Source organism: Bradyrhizobium sp. SSBR45G (genome assembly GCF_030159255.1).
Taxonomy (GTDB): domain Bacteria; phylum Pseudomonadota; class Alphaproteobacteria; order Rhizobiales; family Xanthobacteraceae; genus Bradyrhizobium.
Genome location: NZ_BSCT01000045.1, coordinates 20,103 through 39,851 on the forward strand (window position 1 = coordinate 20,103; position 19,749 = coordinate 39,851).

General features: G+C 66.5%; 19 protein-coding genes and 1 other RNA gene. 9 read left to right on the forward strand and 11 right to left on the reverse strand.

What is annotated here, in order from left to right; translation table 11 throughout:
* Nucleotides 1–18: 18 nt before the first annotated feature.
* On the reverse strand, nt 19–765 hold the full coding sequence (locus tag QQL87_RS32845) for a YebC/PmpR family DNA-binding transcriptional regulator (protein WP_284423225.1): 747 nt from the start codon (nt 763–765) through the stop codon (nt 19–21).
* A gap of 220 nt (nt 766–985) precedes the next feature.
* Here QQL87_RS32845 and QQL87_RS32850 point away from each other — a divergent pair, with 220 nt between their 5' ends.
* A complete protein-coding gene (locus tag QQL87_RS32850) occupies nt 986–2,734 on the forward strand; it encodes a methyl-accepting chemotaxis protein (protein ID WP_284423226.1) in 1,749 nt (582 codons plus the stop codon).
* A gap of 57 nt (nt 2,735–2,791) precedes the next feature.
* Nucleotides 2,792–4,222, forward strand: coding sequence for a methyl-accepting chemotaxis protein (locus tag QQL87_RS32855; RefSeq protein WP_284423227.1), 1,431 nt, complete (start codon nt 2,792–2,794; stop codon nt 4,220–4,222).
* 2 nt (nt 4,223–4,224) lie between these two features.
* Here the strand turns inward: QQL87_RS32855 and QQL87_RS32860 are convergent, their stop codons facing one another.
* From QQL87_RS32860 to ssrS, 3 genes are all read right to left on the reverse strand, one after another.
* A complete protein-coding gene (locus tag QQL87_RS32860; RefSeq protein WP_284423228.1) occupies nt 4,225–5,049 on the reverse strand; it encodes a TIGR00282 family metallophosphoesterase in 825 nt (274 codons plus the stop codon).
* Nucleotide 5,050: 1 nt separating this feature from the next.
* Nucleotides 5,051–5,632 (reverse strand): 5-formyltetrahydrofolate cyclo-ligase, encoded by a 582-nt coding sequence (locus tag QQL87_RS32865; RefSeq protein WP_284423264.1) that lies wholly within the window; start codon nt 5,630–5,632, stop codon nt 5,051–5,053.
* Between the two features lie 109 nt (nt 5,633–5,741).
* A non-coding RNA gene (ssrS, locus tag QQL87_RS32870) (6S RNA) lies at nt 5,742–5,903 on the reverse strand.
* Between the two features lie 49 nt (nt 5,904–5,952).
* Here ssrS and QQL87_RS32875 point away from each other — a divergent pair.
* The 5 genes from QQL87_RS32875 (at nt 5,953) to QQL87_RS32895 (ending at nt 12,774) form a co-directional block, all read left to right on the forward strand.
* Nucleotides 5,953–6,105, forward strand: a complete 153-nt coding sequence (locus tag QQL87_RS32875) for a hypothetical protein (RefSeq protein WP_284423229.1) — start codon at nt 5,953–5,955, stop codon at nt 6,103–6,105.
* An 872-nt stretch (nt 6,106–6,977) separates the two neighbouring features.
* Nucleotides 6,978–8,078 carry an ABC transporter ATP-binding protein gene (locus QQL87_RS32880; protein WP_284423230.1) on the forward strand — a complete coding sequence of 367 codons (1,101 nt, stop codon included), beginning with the start codon at nt 6,978–6,980 and terminating at the stop codon, nt 8,076–8,078.
* Nucleotides 8,075–10,609, forward strand: a complete 2,535-nt coding sequence (locus tag QQL87_RS32885; protein ID WP_284423231.1) for a CPBP family intramembrane glutamic endopeptidase — start codon at nt 8,075–8,077, stop codon at nt 10,607–10,609. Before QQL87_RS32880 ends, QQL87_RS32885 begins: the two co-directional genes overlap by 4 nt.
* 254 nt (nt 10,610–10,863) lie before the next feature.
* Nucleotides 10,864–11,319 (forward strand): DsrE family protein, encoded by a 456-nt coding sequence (locus QQL87_RS32890; RefSeq protein WP_284423232.1) that lies wholly within the window; start codon nt 10,864–10,866, stop codon nt 11,317–11,319.
* Between the two features lie 120 nt (nt 11,320–11,439).
* Nucleotides 11,440–12,774, forward strand: coding sequence for a TAXI family TRAP transporter solute-binding subunit (locus QQL87_RS32895; RefSeq protein ID WP_284423233.1), 1,335 nt, complete (start codon nt 11,440–11,442; stop codon nt 12,772–12,774).
* 143 nt (nt 12,775–12,917) lie between these two features.
* On the opposite strand, the gene QQL87_RS32900 is transcribed toward QQL87_RS32895, so the two are convergent.
* Both QQL87_RS32900 and QQL87_RS32905 read right to left on the reverse strand, forming a co-directional pair.
* On the reverse strand, nt 12,918–13,559 hold the full coding sequence (locus QQL87_RS32900; protein WP_284423234.1) for a glutathione S-transferase family protein: 642 nt from the start codon (nt 13,557–13,559) through the stop codon (nt 12,918–12,920).
* A 197-nt stretch (nt 13,560–13,756) separates the two neighbouring features.
* Nucleotides 13,757–14,614, reverse strand: coding sequence for a sulfite exporter TauE/SafE family protein (locus tag QQL87_RS32905; protein WP_284423235.1), 858 nt, complete (start codon nt 14,612–14,614; stop codon nt 13,757–13,759).
* A gap of 171 nt (nt 14,615–14,785) precedes the next feature.
* Here QQL87_RS32905 and QQL87_RS32910 point away from each other — a divergent pair, with 171 nt between their 5' ends.
* A complete protein-coding gene (locus tag QQL87_RS32910) occupies nt 14,786–15,727 on the forward strand; it encodes a LysR family transcriptional regulator (protein ID WP_284423236.1) in 942 nt (313 codons plus the stop codon).
* Nucleotides 15,728–15,736: 9 nt separating this feature from the next.
* Here the strand turns inward: QQL87_RS32910 and QQL87_RS32915 are convergent, their stop codons facing one another.
* Nucleotides 15,737–17,011 carry a serine hydrolase domain-containing protein gene (locus tag QQL87_RS32915; protein WP_502871244.1) on the reverse strand — a complete coding sequence of 425 codons (1,275 nt, stop codon included), beginning with the start codon at nt 17,009–17,011 and terminating at the stop codon, nt 15,737–15,739.
* Nucleotides 17,012–17,218: 207 nt separating this feature from the next.
* Between QQL87_RS32915 and QQL87_RS32920 the strand changes: the two genes are divergently transcribed.
* Nucleotides 17,219–17,431, forward strand: coding sequence for a hypothetical protein (locus tag QQL87_RS32920; protein WP_284423238.1), 213 nt, complete (start codon nt 17,219–17,221; stop codon nt 17,429–17,431).
* A 50-nt stretch (nt 17,432–17,481) separates the two neighbouring features.
* On the opposite strand, the gene QQL87_RS32925 is transcribed toward QQL87_RS32920, so the two are convergent.
* From QQL87_RS32925 to QQL87_RS32940, 4 genes are all read right to left on the reverse strand, one after another.
* Nucleotides 17,482–18,165: a hypothetical protein gene (locus QQL87_RS32925; protein WP_284423239.1), complete on the reverse strand. Its 684-nt coding sequence runs from the start codon at nt 18,163–18,165 to the stop codon at nt 17,482–17,484.
* A 117-nt stretch (nt 18,166–18,282) separates the two neighbouring features.
* A complete protein-coding gene (locus tag QQL87_RS32930) occupies nt 18,283–18,699 on the reverse strand; it encodes a hypothetical protein (protein WP_284423240.1) in 417 nt (138 codons plus the stop codon).
* A 258-nt stretch (nt 18,700–18,957) separates the two neighbouring features.
* Nucleotides 18,958–19,341, reverse strand: a complete 384-nt coding sequence (locus QQL87_RS32935; protein ID WP_284423241.1) for a cell division protein ZapA — start codon at nt 19,339–19,341, stop codon at nt 18,958–18,960.
* A complete protein-coding gene (locus tag QQL87_RS32940; protein WP_284423242.1) occupies nt 19,338–19,685 on the reverse strand; it encodes a DUF4164 domain-containing protein in 348 nt (115 codons plus the stop codon). Before QQL87_RS32940 ends, QQL87_RS32935 begins: the two co-directional genes overlap by 4 nt.
* Nucleotides 19,686–19,749: the final 64 nt, after the last annotated feature.

Genomic DNA, 19,749 nt, shown 5'->3' on the forward strand with positions numbered 1-19,749 from the left:
GATGTGGTTAAGCGTCCGTCAACCGCCCATCTTCGCCATCAGCGCGTCCGAGATCTCGAAATTGGCATAGACGTTCTGGACGTCGTCGTGCTCGTTCAGGAGATCCATCAGCTTCAACAGCTTCTCGGCGGTCTCGTCGTCGACCGCGACCGTATTCTGCGGCTTCCAGGTCAGCGCCGCCTTGCGCGGCTCGCCGAACTTGGCCTCGAGGTTCTTGGCGACCTCACGCAGGCTCTCCGGCGCGGCATAGACCTCGTGGCCGCCCTCGCCCGAGATGACGTCGTCGGCGCCGGCCTCGATCGCGGCATCCAGCACGGCGTCATCGGAGGCGACGCTGCGGTCGTATTCGATGATGCCGACGCGGTCGAACATGAACGATACCGAGCCGGTCTCGCCGAGATTGCCGCCGGATTTGGTGAAGTAGGAGCGGATGTCGGAGGCGGCGCGGTTGCGGTTGTCGGTCAGCGCCTCGACGATGACGGCGACGCCGCCCGGGCCGTAGCCCTCATAGCGGATCTCGTCATAATTATCGCCCTCGCCGCCGAGCGCCTTCTTGATGGCGCGCTCGATGTTGTCCTTGGGCATGTTCTCGGCCCGGGCCGCCACGACAGCGGCGCGCAGCCGCGGATTCATCGCCGGATCCGGCGTGCCGAGCTTGGCCGACACCGTGATCTCGCGCGCCAGCTTGCCGAACAGCTTGGACTTCATCGCGTCCTGCCGGCCCTTGCGATGCATGATGTTCTTGAATTGGGAATGGCCGGCCATGCGAGGTCTCTTGGATTCGGATGAGGTCAGTGGGAAGCGCGGCCTTATAGGCTGCGGGAACGTCAAAATCAAAGATTTGGGGCGGACTCACGGGTGTGTGCAACCGGTGGCGGAACATCGGGGGCACTGCTCGCCATAAGGCAAATGTTAACCATGGCTTCACTGTCAAGTGCAAGGATGCCGCCCCTCTGCACCTTTTCTCGCGGACCGGGTCCACCCCATGGCGTTTGGTTTCCTTGCAAGACGTGCCCCTGCGCCCGATCCGGTGATCGAATCGAAGCCGGCCGCAGCACCCGAGCCGCCGGCATCCTCTGACGGCGATTCGGCCAAGGCCATCCTCGACCTGCTGGAGGTGGAGCTCGGCGGCATGATCCGCCAGCTCGAGCGGGCCGCGAACGCGGTCGCGAGCGGCGCCGAGGCGACGTCGGCGACCCTGACCGACATCCGCCAGCGCGCCGACGCCCTGAGCGGCCGCAGCAGCGCCGCGCAAGGAACCGCCGCGACCTTCGCACAGGCCGCCGAGAAGGTGACCCAGTCCGCGCACGGTATCCGCACCCAGGTCCAGGATGCCGGCCAGCTCGCCGACCTGGCCAGCGCCGCCGCGCGGGAGGCCCGCGCCAATGTCGACCGCCTGCGCGAATCCTCGGCGGCGATCGGCAACGTCGTCAACCTGATCTCGCAGATTGCGCGCCAGACCACGCTGCTGGCGCTGAACTCGACCATCGAGGCCGCCCGCGCCGGCGAAGCCGGCCGCGGCTTTGCCGTGGTGGCGACCGAGGTCAAGGCTCTCGCGGTGCAGACCCAGAACGCGACCGAGGAGATCACCCGCAAGATCGAGGCGCTGCAGAAGGACGCCGCCGGCTCGGCCGACGCGGTGCATCGCATCGCCCAGGCGATCGAGGCGATCCGGCCGGTGTTCACCAACGTCAATGGGGCTGTCGCCGAGCAGAACCAGACCACCGTCGAGATGTCGAACAATGCGGCGCAGGCCTCGCAGTTCATCTCCTCGGTGGTCGACAGCGCCGCCGACATCGGCGGCGCCACCCAGCAGGCCGAGAGCTACGGCGAGCGCGTCACCGACGCCGGCCGCGCGGTGACGATGTATGCCCAGAAGCTGAAGGCGCGCTGCGCCGTGCTGCTGCGGCAGGGCGACCGGACCGCGCGCAGCGGCAGCGAACGCCTGCCCTGCCATCTCAAGCTCGAGATCAAGTCGGGCACGCGCACCATCACCGCACCGGTTTACGAGATTTCCAACGACGGCGCGCTGATCACCGGTCCCGACGCAAGCAGGCTGCCTGTGAACGAACGGTTCGATGCCGTGCTGGAGGATGTCGGTCCCTGCCGGCTGCGCGTGATTGAACAGGTCAAGACAGGCGCCCAGGCCCGGTTCGACGCGCCGAGCGCCGAGCTGCGCGAGAAGATCGAGGACAAGCTCTGGGCGCTGCACGAGGAGAACAACGAGTTCGTCACCCGCGCGCTGGAGGCCGGCACCGAGCTGAACCGGATCTTCGACAGCGCGGTCGCGCGCGGCGAGATCACGCTCGAGGACATGTTCGACACGAACTATGTCGAAATCCCCGGCACCAATCCGCAGCAGCACCGCAGCCGGATTCTCGATTGGGCCGAGCGCGCGCTGCCGTCCTTCCAGGAGGCCTTCCTGGCCAAGGACCAGCGGATGGCGTTCTGCGTCGCCATCGACCGCAACGGCTACCTGCCGGTGCATAACCGGATCTATTCGCATCCGCAGCGGCCGGGCGATGTCGCCTTCAACACCGCCAGCAGCCGCAACCGCCGCATCTTCAACGATCCGGCCGGGCTCGCGGCGGGTCGCAATCAGCGGCCCTACCTGATTCAGAGTTACGCGCGCGACATGGGCAACGGCAACACCGTCATGATGCGCGAGATCGACGTGCCGATCCGCGTCCGCGGCCGGCACTGGGGCGGTTTCCGCACCGCCTACAAATTGTGAGCTGACGCAGAGATTCACCGACAATCCTGTCGACCTCTTCGAGACCGGAGCCTGGACATGTCCGTCGCGCAACGCGCCATTCTGGAAAGCCACGATTCCCGCTCCGGCGCCGAACGGCTGATCGAGGAGATCGCCGACCGCATCGGCGGCCTCGGCGTCGAGCTCGCCGACGTCGCCGGCAACGTGCAGGACGTAGCCGCCCGCGTCAGCTACCAGTCGCAGCGGTTCGGCCATCTCCAGGCGACCGCCAAGACCATGGTCGCGGCGAATCACGACATCGCCACCGCCTCGCAGGCGGTGCAGACCGCAACCTCCGCCGCCGTCGGCGACATCGCGCAGTCGCGCAGCGTGGTGGAAACCGCGGTGCAGCACATCTCCGAGCTGGTCAACTCGGTCGAGCGGATCGAGCAGCGGCTCGGCTCGGTCGGCGATGCGCTGTCGCAGGTCGCCAAGGTCTCGGTCGCCATCGAGGCGATCGCCAAGCAGACCAACCTGCTGGCGCTCAACGCCACCATCGAGGCGGCCCGCGCCGGCAGCGCCGGCCGCGGCTTCGCGGTCGTCGCGAGCGAGGTGAAGTCGCTCGCCGAGGCGACGCGGCAGGCCACGCAGCAGATCGGCGACACCCTGCGCGGGCTGGATTCGCAGGTGAAGAGCCTGCTCGGCGAGAGCGGCCAGGCCTCCTCGCGCGCCAAGACCGCCGGCGAAGGCGCCCAGCAGATCGGCGGCATCATCGTTCGCGTCCAGGACGGCTTCACCAGCGTCGGCCAGGAGATCGACGGCGTGGCGCGTGCCGCCACCTCCAACCTCGCCCATTGCGACGCCGTCATCACCGAGCTCAACGAGCTCGCCAAGGGCGTCGACCAGTCCTCGGTCGAGCTCCAGCAGGCCGACAGCCGCATCGCCAGACTGCTCGATCATTCCGAGGCGCTGATCGGGCTGATCGCCGAGAGCGGCGTCGAGACCGCCGATGCGCCGCTGATCAAGACCGTCGTCGAGACAGCGCGGCAGATCGCGGCCACCTTCGAGGCGGCGGTCGATCGCGGCGAGATCACGCTCGCCGACCTGATGGACGAGAGCTATCGCGAGATTCCCGGCACCAATCCCAAGCAGTACATGACGCGCTACGTCGAATTCACCGACCGCGTCCTGCCTGCGATCCAGGACCCGATCCAGAGCAGCGATCCGCGCATCGCCTTCTGCGTCGCCTGGGCCCGTGGCGGCTATCTGCCGACGCACAATCCGAACTACCGCAAGCCGCAAGGGCCCGACCCGGTCTGGAACAACGCCAACTGCCGCAACCGCCGGCTGTTCGAGGACCGCGCGGTGAAGAAGGTCGCCGCTGCCAGCAACAAGCCGTTCCTGCTGCAGACCTACCGCCGCGACATGGGCGGCGGGCAGTTCGTGCTGATGAAGGACCTTTCCGCACCGATCTTCGTCAAGGGCCGCCATTGGGGCGCGTTCCGGATGGGCTTTCGCCTCAACAGCTGAGGCTACGCGCCCCAGAAGGAAGGCCTCGCCTGGGACAGCCGGCCGCCGATGCGCACGGGGGCGACCTTGGCTGCTAGCCCCGTCGCATCGTCCGTCTCGACCGCCACCCCGCTCAAGGTCGCCTCGCCCATCGCCGGCGCGAAGCGCTCCGACGGGATGCCGGACTGGAAGCGCCGCAGCGGCTCGTCCTTCTGCATGCCGATGATCGAGTCGTAGTCGCCGGTCATGCCGGCATCGGTCATGTAGGCGGTGCCGCCGGGCAGGATCTGGTGATCGGCAGTCGGCACATGCGTGTGCGTGCCGACGACCAGGCTGGCGCGGCCGTCGCAGAAATGGCCGAGCCCCTGCTTCTCGCTCGAAGCCTCGCAATGCACGTCGACCACGATCGCATCCGCCGCCTCCTGCAACGGACAGGCGCCGAGCTCACGGCCGATCGCGGCGAACGGATCGTCGAACGGCGTCATGAACACGCGTCCGAGCACGTTGACCACCAGCGCGCGGGCGCCGTTCTTGGCGTCGACCAGCGCGGCGCCGCGGCCGGGCGTGCCGGGCGGATAGTTCGCAGGGCGCACCAGGCGCGGCGCGCGCTCGATGAACACCAGCGCCTCGCGCTGGTCCCACGAGTGGTTGCCGAGCGTGACCGCGTCGGCGCCGGCATCGACCAGCTCCTGATAGATCGCCTCGGTGATGCCGAAACCTCCGGCCGCGTTCTCGCCATTGACGATGACGAGATCGAGCGCCCAGTCGCGGATCAGGCCTGGAAGGTGGTCTGACACGGCACTGCGGCCGGCTCGGCCGACCACGTCGCCGACGAAGAGAATTCGCAACTTAACTGCTCCGGAAATCCAAGGTCTCGGCTTCGGTTAGCACATAATCGAGCGGCGCGTCGTGGGCCAAGGCCGGGATCGCCGCGGTTTCCTGGATGGCGAAGCCGAGGCCGAGGCCGATGACGTGGTGCGTTTTCCGCAGGTGCGAGAAGGTGTAGTCGTAGTAGCCGCCGCCATAGCCGATGCGGTGCCCGGTGCGGTCGAAGGCCGCCAGCGGCACCAGCATCGCGTCGGGGACCAGCTCGGCGGCCACCGGTGACGGCTCGGGGATGCCGAGCGAACCGAGCGTCAGCCTGTCGCCGGGCGACCATGCCCGGAACGACAGCGAATGGCCGCGCGCCAGGACGACCGGCAGCGCCAGCCGCGCGCCCTGCCCGGCCAGCGCGTGCATCAGCGGCATCGGATCGAGCTCGTTGCGAATCGGCACGTAGCCGGAGACCACCATGCCCGGCTTGAGGACGAAGGGCAGCCCACGCGCGGCGATGGCCTGCGCGGCGGCGCGGCGCGCCTCGTCGCTCAACGCGTCGCGGGCAGCAAGGGCTGCGGCACGCAGCTGCTGCTTGGTGTGCTGAGCGGCCTTCATCGGCATGCGACGTGACCTCCGTGACGGGCTCCGCGGACGCGGGCGCGCAAACGTTGCAGAAACGCAGCAGGTCGGCAACCGGAGGGGACAGAGGAGGTTGGAAAACAAGCGCGAAGCCGCAATCGCCGTTGAAACGCTCGATCCCGGAGTTCCCTACGAAAGTAGGTGGGCACCATATGTCCAGGTCCACGGACCTGGCCAGGGACAGTTCCCTTAAGGATCGATAAGGCCCCGGGGATATGTTGGTTCCGGACGCGCGTCGCAGCCTCGCAGTCGCAATGTAACCATCGCGCGGTGATTTTGCCAGCGGTGCCGACGCAATGAGGCCCGACGCCGTCGCCACCCCCTGGGTGTCGTCGCCCGGCTCGCCGCCTTCGCTGAAGCTCCGGCGCGCCTGCGTGTTCGTGGCCGCGTCGAAGCCGAAGGCGAAGACGGGACTGGACGACCCAGCACGCCGTGACGACAATGGCTGAACCGAGAGGCTTCGGCGTGCTCGATCGCGCGCTTTCGCAGGCGATGACAGCTTTAGCGAGGCAATGGCTCGGCCGATCACGGCAGGGCGGATCGTCATGGACATGTCATCGCACTCTCGCGGCGCTCAGCGTCCGAGTTGTTGATGTCGATCGCCCTCTCCAAGACAGAGGGCGCAGGGAAGGCCGGGCGTCGGCTGACGCCCATGGCCCGCCTGCGAGAAAAAATGCAGGCGGCAGGTACCACAGGTGCAGCCGGAATCACCCGGCCCTCCCTGCGCGACGGTTTGAACGGCTGCTTCGCGATCTCCCTGGTGCGCCGGGCTTGTTGGCCACCATTGTCGGCGCAATGCATCAGCATCCTCGCCAACGTGACACCAGCTTCGGGGTGTCAGGACCACGCGACTTGACCGGTCGTGCATCGATCGTTCGTCCGCGCGATCAACTCACGCTGCGCCGACACACGCCCATCGCATCCCACTGCCAACGTCTCGTGACGGTCGCGACACGCCCCTCATGCGGCAGCAGGACGGGCGAGAGCATCGCCCCGATTTGCCCGACACGACAAGCCGTGCCGCCTGCGGCATCGTAACGCGACGGGCAATTTGCGCATGATGGACATGCGCGGATTGCCCGTCGTGCAGCGGATGTCGGGGTGAGAAGCCATGCATCGCGACGAAACGATCGCAGCAACCAGCATTCCGCTGTCGTCCCGGGCAAGCCACCACGGCGCGCAAGCGCCGGGGCGGCGCCGACCCGGGACCCATACCGCGTGATCTCTCTTGGGGCACGATGGCAGCGACCGAGCGCAACAACAAACAGCGGTGGCTATGAGTCCCTGCGTTCGCAGGGACGACAGCGGAGCTTGGAGCGCTATGGGTGGCCTGCGCGAGCACAAACGGCTGGCCTCTTACCTCAACATCGCCGTCGTCCCGGGCAAGCCACAACGGCGCGCAAGCGCCGGGGCGGCGCCGACCCGGGGACCCAACCTGCGTGATCTGTCGATGGGCGCAATGGCCGAGACGGAGTACAACAAGAAGCCGCTTTTGCCATGGGTCTCCGCGCAGGGACGCATACCCGCGGGCACCATCGAGGGCTGCAAGTTCCCCTCGCTTGCCTTTTTGGCGCCTGGCAATACGGTATCCCGATCACGCAGCCGGTGTCGGCCAGGTGCCGCACCGATGATCGAAAGGAGACCAGTCATGCCGGAGGCCTCAGTCCCGTCAAGCGGGCTGCGACCGCCGCTGCTCGTTTCCGTCGACAACCTCGTGAAGACATTTGGCGACAAGCGCGCGCTGAACGGCGTCTCGTTCTCCGTTCCGGCCGGGCAGATTTGCGGGCTGCTCGGCCCCAACGGCTCAGGCAAGACGACGCTGTTTCGTCTTCTGATGGGAATCCTGAAGGCGACCTCGGGGCGCCTTCAGGTCGATGGCCTCGACGCCTTCGACGATCGCGTCGCGCTCAAGCGCATCATCGGCTTCCTGCCTGACGAGCCGGTCTTCTATGCATATCTGTCCGCGCGCGAGACGCTGCAGCTATCGGCCGCCATGCACGGCCTCGATGTGCCCTCGACGATGGCGAGCATCCAGCCGCTGATGGACCGCATGCAGCTGACGGCGGAGATCGATCATTTTGCCGAGGAGTATTCCCGCGGCATGAAGAAGAAGCTCGGGCTGCTGCTCGCGCTGCTGCATCGGCCGAAGCTCTTGATTCTGGACGAGCCGACCAACGGTCTCGATGTCGAGGGCACGCACCTGTTCTACGACCTGATCGTCGACATCGCGGCGCAGGGCACCACCGTGCTGTTCTCCACTCACCTGATGGACCAGGTGGCACGGCTCTGTTCGCACGCCGTGGTGATCGATCGCGGCGCGCTCGTGGCCAAGGGCAGCATCGACGCGCTCCGCGCCGCGCATGGCGAGAAAAGCCTGGAGGACGTGTTCCGCGAACTGACCCAAATGCCGGCCGCTCCATGAGTGATCGCGCCGCTGCGCCCCGGTTCTGGACGGTCGTCCGGCTGCTGCTGGGCGCAGCCCGCAGGCGCGCGGCCGGACGCACGCAACGCACGCTCACGCAGCGACGCCAGCGCGGCGGGTTCGCGGTCGGCCCGTTCGTCGCGCTCGCATTCGCCATCCTCCTTGCCTTGGTGTTCAACATCGGCGCCGCCGTCGAGGTCGCGTTCGCGGTCCGGTCGGCCGAGGAGGTCCAGGCCGAGGCGAACGGGCGGGTTGTCGTCGATGACTGGTTCGCCGTCCGGATCGCGGGCGGCGAAGCCGAGGCGGCCGCCGCGCCCGGCCGGCGCGCCCAGATCAGCCGCGCGGAGGATCGCTACATCGCGACCGAGGCCGCGCAGCTTGCCCGTCAGACCCATGGCGACCAGGCGGCCATCGCTACGCAGCTCACGGCGACCGTCCGCAACAATCCGCAAGCCCTGCTGTCGTCCAGATTGCTGCGCGAGCAGTCGGGCCAGTTGCCCGATATCATCGCGCTGATCCTCGTGGCGTGGTGGTGCCTGATGATGATCTGCCAGGGAGAGGGACCGGAGCTCGACACCCAACGGTCACGCGATCCCGTCTGGGAATGGCTGTTCAGCCATCCCGTTCCGCCGGCAGCGGTCTTCTGTGCCGAAATGATCGCACCGATCGCGGCCAACCCCCTCTACCTCACCGCGCCGGTCTTTCCCGGTGTGCTGTATGGCCTGGCCTATGGCTGGGGGAGCGGACTCGCCGGCGCACTCCTGGTCGGTATTCCCGCGGCCATTGCGCTGGCGTGCATGAGCAAGGCCGTCGAGATCTGGGCCCTGCTGCGGCTGTCGCCGCGCAAGCGCGGCGCGGTGATGGGGCTGATCGGCTGGTTTGGTTTCGCCTCGATGCTGGCCTTCGTGTTCCTGGCCACGCAGGTCCCGACCATCTTCACGACCATCAGTCACTGGCTGCTGGCAGCGAGCAGCCTGCCCTGGCCGCACACACGTGTCTTGATCGGACAGACCGGCTCGGGCGAATGGGTGTTCTGGAAGGGCGTGCTGTGGTGCGGGCTGCTGGCTGCGCTCCTGATTCTCTGCGCTCTCGCACTCGCCAGAGTCAGCACACGGGCCGGGCTGAGCTACAGGCCGCGGACGGCGGCCGAGCGCGGCTCCGTGGAGCTGCGGTTCGGGCGCGATCCGCTCTATCGCAAGGAGCTGCTGTGGTTCCGGCGCGACGGTAGCGCGCTGCTGCAGGCGGTGCTGATTCCGCTGTCGCTTGCGGCGGTGCAGGTGTTCAACATGCGCGGCCTGGTGTCGAGCGCGACGGCAGCGTGGAACACCATCTGCGGCGCCGCGATCCTGTTCGGCACGTATTTCCTGCTGATCCTCGGCCCGAAATCGCTGGCGTCCGAAGGGCAGGCGCTGTGGATCGCCCAGACCTGGCCGCGCGGACTGGAAAGCCTGTTGAAGGCCAAGGCGAAGCTGTGGGCCGAGATTGCGACCGCGATCGTCGGTGTGATCCTGCTCTATGCCGCGTTTCGCTTTCCGTCCGACATCGCAGGCATCCTTGCGCTCGGCCTCGCCTGGTACGTCTTCGCCCGTTCGCTTGCAGACAAGGCGGTGACGCTTGCCACCGTGACGACGTCATCGGGAGAGCGGGAAAAGCCGCCGGCGGGGCTGAGGCTGGCCGCAGCGCTCGGCAGCATGAGCTTTGCCTTCGGCGCGTTCACCCAGCAATGGTCCCTCGCCATTGCCGGCGTGGTCTACTCGCTGCTGACGGCTGCCGCGATGTGGCAGAACTTCCGTTACCGCCTGCCCTTTCTGGCAGACCCATGGTCGGAGACGCTGCCGCCCGCGCCGACGCTGCTGCACGCCATGGTCGCGATCAGCACGATGGTCGAAGCCATTGCCGTGCTGTCGGGAGTGGCGGCAGCCGGTGTCGGCCAGGGCCGCGTCGGCACAACCGCCCTGATCTACGGGCTATGTGCGACCGCCGCGGCGATCGGTGTCAGCACCTTCCTCGCCGGGCGTGGCGTCACCCAACGCGATATCTGGTTGTGGGGCAGCGCGGAGCGAAAGCCGCGCCCGCTGCTGGAGCTCGACCTGGGCGGCGCGCTTCGCGCTGTGCTCCTGATCGCGGGCGCCGCGGCCGTGGGCGCCGGTCTGGGTCTGCTCGGTCTCCTTTATCTGAAGCTGTTGCACTGGTGGCCCGCTCTTGCTGAGGCGCTCGATACCGGGCGAAGCCGGCTCGACGCCTTGCCGGGGGAACGCTGGGCGCAGATGATGATGGCCATCGGATTGGCACCGTTTGCCGAGGAGTTGCTGTTTCGCGGCCTGTTGTACCGCGCGCTGGATCGAGAATGGGGCGGCTGGCGCGCCGTCGTCGGGGCCGGTGCCTTCTTTGCGATCTATCATCCGGCACTCGCCTGGGCACCGGTTGCCACGCTGGGCATGATCAACGCCATGCTGTTCAAACGTTACGGCCGCCTTGCGCCGACGGTAGCGCTTCACATGGCCTATAACGCGGTCGTACTTTCGGTTTGACGCCACGCGACGGCTGCCGCGTGTTGAAAGCGAGCCGCGCGTCGCTATCGCGTACCGGCGCGCGAACAGCTCCGATGATCACCCGTCATCATTCACGAGCAGACTCACGGCGCTCGCGCGGCGGCCTCGCGCCGTCAGCGCATAGTGTCGCCACGATTCGGGCTCATCGATTGGCCGCTCAGGTTGTGAGAAACAACCACTACATCCAAATGCCCTGTAGCGTACATATCTGTTGCGTCCATTGGAGAGCTGGCATGCGCTTCGATCTCAAGACCGTCACCGCCGCTTGCGCGCTGCTGATTGCGTCAGCGGCCGCGGGCCTCGCCGCCGACGTCAAGATTCACCGCGTCTCGATCCAGGTCGATCAGAACGATCCGGCCGTCATGAACCTGGCGCTGAACAACGCCAGCAACATCATGGAGACGTTCAAGGAGAAGGGCGAGGATGTCGAGATCGAGCTCGTCACCTACGGGCCCGGGCTGAACATGCTGCGCGAGGATACCTCGCCGGTGAAGGACCGGCTCAAGCAGATCGCCGAGCTCAGCTTTCCCGCCAAGATCAAATTCTCCGCCTGCAACATCACCAGGCGCGGCATGGAGAAGCGCGAGGGTCATCCGATTCCCATCGTGGCCGAAGCGAGCCTCGTGGCATCAGGTGCGGTACGCCTGATGGAACTGCAGGAGAGCGGCTGGAGCTATCTCAAACCATAGGTTGTCGGCGCCCCAAATCCGCCAGGTTTAAGTCTCACTTAATTACGACCTTGGATTGAAGCGATATCATCAGTCTGTTCGCGGGGACGTGCGAGCAGACGCGATCGGGGGACTGTTGTCATGCGTCAAGCAATTGCCGGTCCAGCGCTGATGGCGCTGGCAACGATCTCTGCTGCCTTGTTCACCGTCGAACGCCCGGCCCGGGCTCAGGCGCTGATCCAGGAGCTGATCCCGCAGCAGCCCGCGGCTGCCAAAGAGGAGCCGGCAGCGCCGCTCTCTCTCAAGCCGGCCCGTCAGCTCGGGAAGCGCACTGCCGAGACGCGCGAGGCGCGGACTCCCGAGGCACGTGCTCCCGAGACGCGCGCCGCCGAGGCGCGTGCAGCCGAGCCGCGGAGCGCCTCGGACGAAGCCGCCATCAAGCTGCGCATGAACCAGTGGACCGTCGGCCTCGCGGCAGGCCTGCCCGACGGCGGCTTCGTGCGCTTTGCCAGCGAGATGGCGCGGACGATGGACGACGGCGACAACATGCGCCTGATCCCGATGGTGACGCGCGGGACCACGTCGAACATCGCCGACCTGCTGTATCTGCGCGGCATCGACGTCGCCATCACCTATGCCGATGCGTTCGACTTCTATGCCAAGCAGGCCGGGCTTTCGAACATCAACGACCGCATCCGCTATGTGCTCAGGTTCTTCATCTCCGACGTGCACATCTATGCGCGCGAGGAATTCAAGACGCTGCAGGACCTGAAGGGGCAGAAGATCGCCGTGGGCACGGCGGGCGTCGCGGCCGCGCATACCGGACCGCTGATCTTCCGGCGGCTCGGCATCGACATCGAGCCCGTCGCCGTGGGCGGCCCGGTCGCGCTGGAGAAGCTGCACAAGCGCGAGATCGCGGCGATGGTCTATGTCGCGTCGAAGCCGGGCGAGGTGTTCAGCGGCATGAAGACGGCCGACCCGGGATTCCACTTCGTGCCGATCCCCTACACCAATCAGTTCTCGGATTTCTATTACCCGACGTCGATCAAGGCCGAGACCTACCCGGCTCTGCTGGCGCCGGACACATCGGTCGAGACCATCGCGGTACCCTCGGTGCTGGCTGTCTACAATTGGAAGCCGGGCAGCGACCGCGCCGACCGCGTCAACCGCTTCGTCGATACCCTGTTCACCAACCTCGCCCGCCTGCAGCAGCCGCCGTTTCATCCGGGCTGGAAGGATCTCAATCTCGAGGCCCAGGTGCCCGGCTGGCAGCGCTACCCTTACGTCGACACGGTGCTGGAGCGCATGAAGAAGGAGGCCGATGTCGGCCTGCCGCCGGCCGCGACCGGCAGCCTCTCGCAACAGGAGCGCTTCGAAGCGTTTCTCGCCTCGCAGGCCCGGGCGCCGACCTCGAAGGCCGAGAAGGAGGAGCTGTATCGCTCGTTCCTGGACTGGAGCCGGAAGCGGCAGAAGTGAGCAGATCAGGCGTCGCAGCGTTCGCTGCCGATGCCGAAAACGTCATTGCGAGCGAAGCGAAGCAATCCAGGCTTTTCGTGCCGCCCTGGATTGCTTCGCTTCGCTCGCAATGACGAACATTTTGGCGCGCAGGACGCGTTGGATCAACTCAACAACAGCGCCATGCCTGGGTCGCCCTTGGCCATCGCGCGCTGATAGGCCGGGCGGGCGCCGATGCGGGCGAGATAGCTGCGGATGTTCGGGAACGGCGCGAGGTCGTAGGGCAGGAAGTAGCGCATCGTCGTCAGCGAGAACACGGTCATGATGTCGGCCGTGGTGAGCGCGTCGCCGGCCAGATAGTCCGCCTCGCCGCAGCGCGTCTCGACGGACGCAAAGGCGAGGTCGAGCCGTCGGCGCATGGCGCCGAGCACGGGATTGTCGTCCGGAAGATTGAGCCGGTTGAGGATCATCACCCGCCCCATCGCCGCCTGCAGGGTGCCGTTGGCGAAGTGGAACCAGTACAGGAACGGCGCGAAGTTGGGATCGCCGGCGCCGGGCCGCAGCCGGCCCTGGCCATAGGTCGCGGTGATGTACTCGACGATGGCGCCGGACTCGGCGAGCAGCAGCTCGCCGTCGGTGATGACCGGCGCCGCACCGATCGCATGCAGCGCCTTGTACTCCGCCGGCGCCAGGATGGTCTTGGCATCACGCGTGTAGTGTTTCAACTCATAGGGGATCTCCAGCTCCTCACAGAGCCAGACGATGCGTTCGGATTGGGATTTGCCGAGGTGATGAACGGTGAGCATCGAGATGTCCGCTGCGGTGATGAGGAGGATATCCTGGAACCGCCTTCCAGATGGCTCTCCTATGCAGCGCCCGTCATGCGGTCAAGCTGATAAGATGCGGCCCTCGGACCTGCACCGCCGACGCGTCGGCCGCGCTCGCCCGGAGGTTCGCACCGAAACCTCGAAGCGGACGCGCCGGCGGCGCGGAACAATCGACATCAGCCGCCACTCGCCAGGGTGAGTGCGAACCGGCTGCCGACGAGAAAGAGATAGCAGCCGAAGGCCACTTCGAGTCTGCGCGGAGACATGGCGTGCGCAGCTCTGACCCCGAGCGGCGCCGTCATGAGGCTTGTCGGCATCACCAGAATGGCGCCGATCAGCGACACGTAGCCCAACGCAAATGGCGGCTGCAATGCCGCAACGCCGGGATAGTCCGCAGCCACCGGCCAGCCGGCATAGACATAGCCGGCTGCGCCAAGGATCGAGATCAGCACAGCGAGCGCCGATGATGTCGCGACCGCCTGGTGGATCGGCCGTCCATAGAAGGTCATCAGCAGATTGGAAAACAGCCCGCCGCCGATGCCCATCAGCGTCGAGAGGATGCCGACGCCGAAGCCATAGACCCGCATCCACAGGCCGGTTGGCAGGTCGTCGCCGAATTTCCAGGTCGCGCGCGCCAGCAGCAATCGCGCGGCGGCGGCATAGGCAACGACGACGAACACGATCTTGAACAGCCGCTCCGGCGCGACGCGCGCGACCACGCTGCCGGCGGCGACCCCGATGACGATCGGGATCCACCAGGCTCTGATGATCGCCATATCCACCGCACCGCGCCGGAAATGGGCGCGGTAGGACCGGATCGAGGTCGGGATGATGATCGCCAGCGACGTGCCCACACACAGCGGCATGCGGACTTGCAGCGGTACGTCGGCGATCCTGAAACACTCGTAGAGCACCGGAACCAGGATGGCGCCACCGCCGATGCCGAATACGCCGGCGAGGAAGCCGGCGACAGCGCCGACCGCGACCAGGAGCGCCGCCAGTTCAACCAACTCGGAGATGTCGAGGAGAAACATCGCAATCCTGTTTGCATCAACGCCCATCGCCGCGCACGGGCAACGGCGGCGGCCATTCCACCAAACGGTGGCGGAGGCCGGAATGGGCACAGGGCCAACGTAGTGCCTTTCGCATTCAGGCGGTATCGGTAGATTGCGGGGAGCTATCTTGCGAAATTCGGAACAATGCCGATGAACCAGCTGGCTGCAATGGAGACCTTTGTGAAAGCCGTGGAGACGGGCAGCCTGTCCGCTGCGGCAAGGTCGCTGACGATGTCGCTGACGGCGGTGAGCCGGCACGTCAGTGCACTGGAGGAGCAGTTCGGCGCCCGCCTGCTGCTGCGCACCACCCGGCAGCTTGCGCTCACGGACGAAGGCCGCATCCTCTATGCGCGCGCGAAGTCCATTCTCAGCGACATCAAGGACATTGAAGCAGCGTTGGCGCCAGGCCGCGGCGAACCAGCCGGTCGTGTCCGCATCAGCTCGCCAAGCCTGATCGGACGGCAGCTGATCGCCCCCTTGCTCGGTTCGTTTCTGCGCAGGTACCCGGCAATGTCGGTCGATCTGCTGCTGGTCGACCGTCCCGTCGACATGGTCGAAGAAGACGTCCACCTGTCATTGCGGATCGGCGCTCTCGCCGATTCCCAACTGGTCGCACGCAAACTCGCCGACCTGCAGATGATCGTCTGCGCGTCGCCGGCCTATCTCGACGCGCGCGGCGTGCCGGATTCGCCTGATGACCTCGCGCGTCATGACTGCCTGGTGTTCTCCGATCGTCCAGGTGCCGCGCTCTGGCGCTTCGATCGGCATCCGCGACCTGAGTGCACGGTCCGGATCTCAGGTCGCCTCTGGGTCAACAGCCTGGACGCGATGGTCGCGGCCGCTGTCGACGGTGCAGGAATCGCGCGGGTGCCCTTATGGCAGGTGGAGCGGGAGCTTGCCGCAGGACGGCTGCAGCGCATCTTGCGCGAGCGGGAGCGGGCCCCCGTCCCGCTCCATGCTCTCTTTCAGCCATCGCGCATCGCCTCGCCAAAGACGCAGCTGTTCGTCGACTTCCTGGTCGAGCAGTGGCGTTCGAGCCGTCCGTTCAGCACGGACGCCTCATCGGACCGAAGCGGCCACGCCGTTCGCTGACGTCAAGCGCTACCTGACCATTGCGCCGTAGACGATGTCCTGCACCTGCTCGCGATAATATTTGCGCAGGTCGCCAGGCGCGGCCGTGCCGACCACCACAACCAGGCGCTCCTTGGGATCGCAGAAGAATTGCGTGCCGAAGGCGCCGTTCCAGCTGAACTCGCCGGGATTGCCGGGCACCGCCGACAGGCCCTCGCTGGTGCGCACGGCGACACCGAGCCCGAAGCCGAAGCCGGCGCGATGCGGCTCGATCGTGGCGACCGTGTTCTTGATCTCCGGTCCGAGATGGTTGGAGGTCATGTGATGCACCGTCTTCGGGCTCAGGATGCGCTGCCCGTCGAGCTCGCCGCCGTTGAGCAGCATCTGGCCGAAGCGGACGTAGTCGCCGATCGTCGCGAACGAGCAGGCGCCGCCGCAATCCGACTTGGTCGGCGTGTCCAGCAGCTTGATCGCCTGCGGCTTGCCGGTCAGCGGATCCTTCGGGAACGGCCGCGCCAGCCGCGGCCGCTGCGCCTCCGTCGGCGCGAACGTCGCATCGACCATGCCGAGCGGCTTCCACAGGTTGGCCGAGAGATATTCGCCGAGCCGCTGCTCGCTAACCTTCTCGACCACGGCGCCGAGCACGTCGATCGAGAAGCTGTATTCGAACTGCGTGCCCGGCTGGTGCGCCAGCGGCAGCTTGGTGATGCGCTCGATGAAGGCCTGGGTGTCGCCCTCGATCGCCGGCGCCGTCCCATCGGGATAGAGCCGCGCCACCGGGCTCGCGCTGTCGGGCCGGCCGCCATACATCAGGCCGGAGGTGTGGCGGTAGAGATCATGGATCAGGATCGGCCTGATCTGCGGCTCGAACTGAAGCGTGCCGTCCTCCTGCGCCACGCCGACCTTCATGCCGGCAAATCCAGGATAGTAGTCCGACAGCTTCGACTGCAGCGGCAGCCGGCCCTGCTCCATCAAGGTGAGCGCGCCGACCGCAGCCATCGGCTTGGTCATCGAGGCCAGCGCAAAGATCGCATCCAGCGGCATCGGCGTGCCCTTGACCGGATCGAGCTGGCCATAGGCCTTGTAGTGCACGAGCTTGCCGTCTCGCGCGATCGCGACCACCGCGCCGGGCACGCGCTTCGCCGCGATCTCGCGGGCGAAGAAATCATCCATCCGCGCCAAGCCGGCCTGCGAGAAGCCGACCTCGTCGGGCTTGGCCTCGGGCAGCGGTGCGGCCGCCAAGGGCGCGACGATCGTGGTGAACGCGACGGCCGCCGCCGCCAGACTCAGCTTGTTCAAGAGCAACCTCCCTGATGCGCGGACGATCCCGCTTATGGCTTTGCGAGATTCGATCGGTCCGCGCGTCGAAGCTAGGTCAGCCAGCGGAGAACGACAAGCGCTCGCAACACGATCGCATCGCGACGATGTGATCGGCTTCGCTGCTGCACAATGGGGCAGTGGCGAGACAAGTTGAAAGGGGACGGATGAGACCGCTGACGCGCGAGGTCACGCATGCTGAGAACGATCGGACTCATCCTGCAGACGCTGTGGGCCATCTGTACGATCGCGGCCGGCACATTCGTGGGGAGGGCCCTCGGGCTTCAATGGATCGGCTGGATCGGCGGCATCGTGTTCGGCCTCATCGGCCTCGGCGTCGGTGCAGTGGCCGCGATCTATCCGTTGGAAACCATCGGCTACATCATCGACGGTCTCGATGCGCTTTGAGTGCAGCCAGCCGGCGCCAAACGCGACCAAGGCGCCGGCGGCACCCCACCCTACCAAGGCAGCGGCGACGGCCGGACCATCCAGCTTGAGCCGAAGCGGACCAGGAACGCCTTGCAATCGTCCAAGGGGCATTTCTTCCCGCTGTCGGCGGGAAAGACCTGAAGGGCGACATGGTCGTTGTCGGTCCAGCGCTCGAACCGCCATTCCCGCGGCCCATTTTCAGAGCGATAGTGCCAGTCCATCGACAGCTCTCCATTCGCAAACGAGCCGATCGCCAGGTCATCCTCGCCGCCATAGGCGTAGTCGTTATCGATGACGACGAAACGAGTCCCGTCCGGCGTGAAATGCGGCACGCCGCGCATTCCCAGGGTCGCGCCCGTCCGAGCGCTGAGCAGCTGCACGCTGCTGCCTTCGTAGTAGGACATGCCGATGGCGTACACCCGCGATTCCGGATGATAGCCCAGCAGGACATGGTGGATGCAATGCTGCGCGTCGTCGTTGTCGCACGACTTCTGATCATTCCGGTACGTCTTCAATTGGCCGGTCTCGAGCCGGATGGACAGCACCTCGCCCGTGCGGCTGACGCGGCCGCGCAGCTCGCGCAGGCAGGCCGCTTCGCGCTCCCCTGCCCCGTCCTCGCCGATCTTGCTGCAGACCGAGGGCGCCGTGGCCGCGCCGGTCTGCGCGGCAACGCCGCCCGACAGCAACGGCAGCGCAAGCAGCGACAGAATCAAGCCTCGGCACGGCATCGAACGCTTACCCCCTGATGCCCGGCCAGGATGGTAGGACCGGGGCCCGTTCCAATTCAAGAGTGTCGGCAAGTGACCGTCACTGTCGCGCTGAACCGATAGCTACTCTCGGGGGCGACTCTGCGTCGAATATCTGGCGTCATCGGGTTTCCAGAATGCGAAGCGACCGGCGGCGACCTCCAGCCTCGGAGCAAGCGCGATCGCCGAGAACCTTGCATGAACCTCGGTGTTGTCGCTGCAATCGGTGAAGTGGATCAGATGTTCCTTGGCAATGATGTCGCCATACCGCTTGCGATTGCCGTTCGAGGCGGCCGCCAGGATGTCGTCAATTCGGCCATCGACCTCATGAGTGTGAATGTCGTGGTCGATGGCGAACGTCCTGATTCGCCAGCACCCGGTCGGCGCCAGCCACCATTGCAGGGTATCGGGAGGCAAGCCGTCATCCTGCAGAGCGACTTCGACGTTGCGTGCATAGCTACTCCGGATCCCCAGGATCGCGAGCAACAAATGACCTTGCATGCCCCTCTACTCCTACAAAACCAGCGACTACGAATCGACGCGGTGGGCACGTCGCGCCAGGCATCTGCGTTTGGCGCAACAGGGTCGCGGGCGCGCCTTTGCCCACCCTACGGCGCGCTGCAATTCCCGGCGTCATTGCGAGCGCAGCGAAGCAATCCAGAGTCTTTGCTTTGCCCTGGATTGCTTCGCTACGCTCGCAATGACGGAGGAAGTCAACAGCGATCTGACACATTGATGAGTTGTTAGTTCGTATCAACCCTACCCGATCGCGACCCCGCCGCCGATCGTGCGGTTCAGCACCTGCGTCGTGCGCTCGATACGCTCGGCGGCGGCGTTGAGGGCTTTTGCCACCGCGACCTGCGTCGCGCGGGCGCGGTCGCTGGCCTGGTTGCGGACGTTGCGCAGGCCTTCGAGCTCCTGCTCGAGCACCTGCACGCGCTGATTGGCATCGATCAGCTCGTCGCACACGGTGAGCGCGGCCATCACGGTCAATCGGGCATCGCCGATTTCGCCGAACTTGCCGCGCAGATTGGTGATGCGGGTCTCGAGACTCTCGGCGAGCTTCAGGAGCCGCAGCTCCTGGCCCTCCTCGCAGGCCATGCGATATTGACGGCCGTTGATGGTGACGTTGATGTGGCTCATTCGTCATCCTCGTCGTCTTCGGCGCCGTCTTGCCCGCCGCCATTGAGCACCGCGCGGATGGTGCCGATCGCGGTGTCCAGGCGTTCGGCGATCTCGCGGTTGGTGCGCTCGAGCCGGCGCGTTTTCATCAGCGAGCCGTCGAGCTCGTCGGCGAGGCGCGAGCGGTCGGCGCCGAGCGCCTGGATGCGCGTTGCCAGCTCGTCCTCGTCGCGATCGGCCTCGCGCCGCCGCTCGACCGCGCTCTCCAGCGCGTCGAGGGCCGTCATGAGGCGCCGCGTCGCCGCCTCGATATCGGCGGCGCCGGGTTCCACCTGACCGGCAAGTTTGGCAGGGTGATCGTTCATGGCACGGATGCGAGGCCCTTACACCGCGCCGGGATAGCGACAAAAGCCGCTGTCCGGCAAGCGC

What these genes read in the sequence shown, in the direction of transcription:
- QQL87_RS32845 (WP_284423225.1), bottom strand. Translation starts at nt 765, where the DNA reads ATGGCCGGCCATTCCCAATTCAAGAACATCATGCATCGCAAGGGCCGG.
- QQL87_RS32850 (WP_284423226.1), top strand. Translation starts at nt 986, where the DNA reads ATGGCGTTTGGTTTCCTTGCAAGACGTGCCCCTGCGCCCGATCCGGTG.
- QQL87_RS32855 (WP_284423227.1), top strand. Translation starts at nt 2,792, where the DNA reads ATGTCCGTCGCGCAACGCGCCATTCTGGAAAGCCACGATTCCCGCTCC.
- QQL87_RS32865 (WP_284423264.1), bottom strand. Translation starts at nt 5,632, where the DNA reads ATGAAGGCCGCTCAGCACACCAAGCAGCAGCTGCGTGCCGCAGCCCTT.
- QQL87_RS32875 (WP_284423229.1), top strand. Translation starts at nt 5,953, where the DNA reads ATGAGGCCCGACGCCGTCGCCACCCCCTGGGTGTCGTCGCCCGGCTCG.
- QQL87_RS32880 (WP_284423230.1), top strand. Translation starts at nt 6,978, where the DNA reads ATGGGTGGCCTGCGCGAGCACAAACGGCTGGCCTCTTACCTCAACATC.
- QQL87_RS32885 (WP_284423231.1), top strand. Translation starts at nt 8,075, where the DNA reads ATGAGTGATCGCGCCGCTGCGCCCCGGTTCTGGACGGTCGTCCGGCTG.
- QQL87_RS32890 (WP_284423232.1), top strand. Translation starts at nt 10,864, where the DNA reads ATGCGCTTCGATCTCAAGACCGTCACCGCCGCTTGCGCGCTGCTGATT.
- QQL87_RS32895 (WP_284423233.1), top strand. Translation starts at nt 11,440, where the DNA reads ATGCGTCAAGCAATTGCCGGTCCAGCGCTGATGGCGCTGGCAACGATC.
- QQL87_RS32900 (WP_284423234.1), bottom strand. Translation starts at nt 13,559, where the DNA reads ATGCTCACCGTTCATCACCTCGGCAAATCCCAATCCGAACGCATCGTC.
- QQL87_RS32905 (WP_284423235.1), bottom strand. Translation starts at nt 14,614, where the DNA reads ATGTTTCTCCTCGACATCTCCGAGTTGGTTGAACTGGCGGCGCTCCTG.
- QQL87_RS32910 (WP_284423236.1), top strand. Translation starts at nt 14,786, where the DNA reads ATGAACCAGCTGGCTGCAATGGAGACCTTTGTGAAAGCCGTGGAGACG.
- QQL87_RS32920 (WP_284423238.1), top strand. Translation starts at nt 17,219, where the DNA reads ATGCTGAGAACGATCGGACTCATCCTGCAGACGCTGTGGGCCATCTGT.
- QQL87_RS32930 (WP_284423240.1), bottom strand. Translation starts at nt 18,699, where the DNA reads ATGCAAGGTCATTTGTTGCTCGCGATCCTGGGGATCCGGAGTAGCTAT.
- QQL87_RS32935 (WP_284423241.1), bottom strand. Translation starts at nt 19,341, where the DNA reads ATGAGCCACATCAACGTCACCATCAACGGCCGTCAATATCGCATGGCC.
- QQL87_RS32940 (WP_284423242.1), bottom strand. Translation starts at nt 19,685, where the DNA reads ATGAACGATCACCCTGCCAAACTTGCCGGTCAGGTGGAACCCGGCGCC.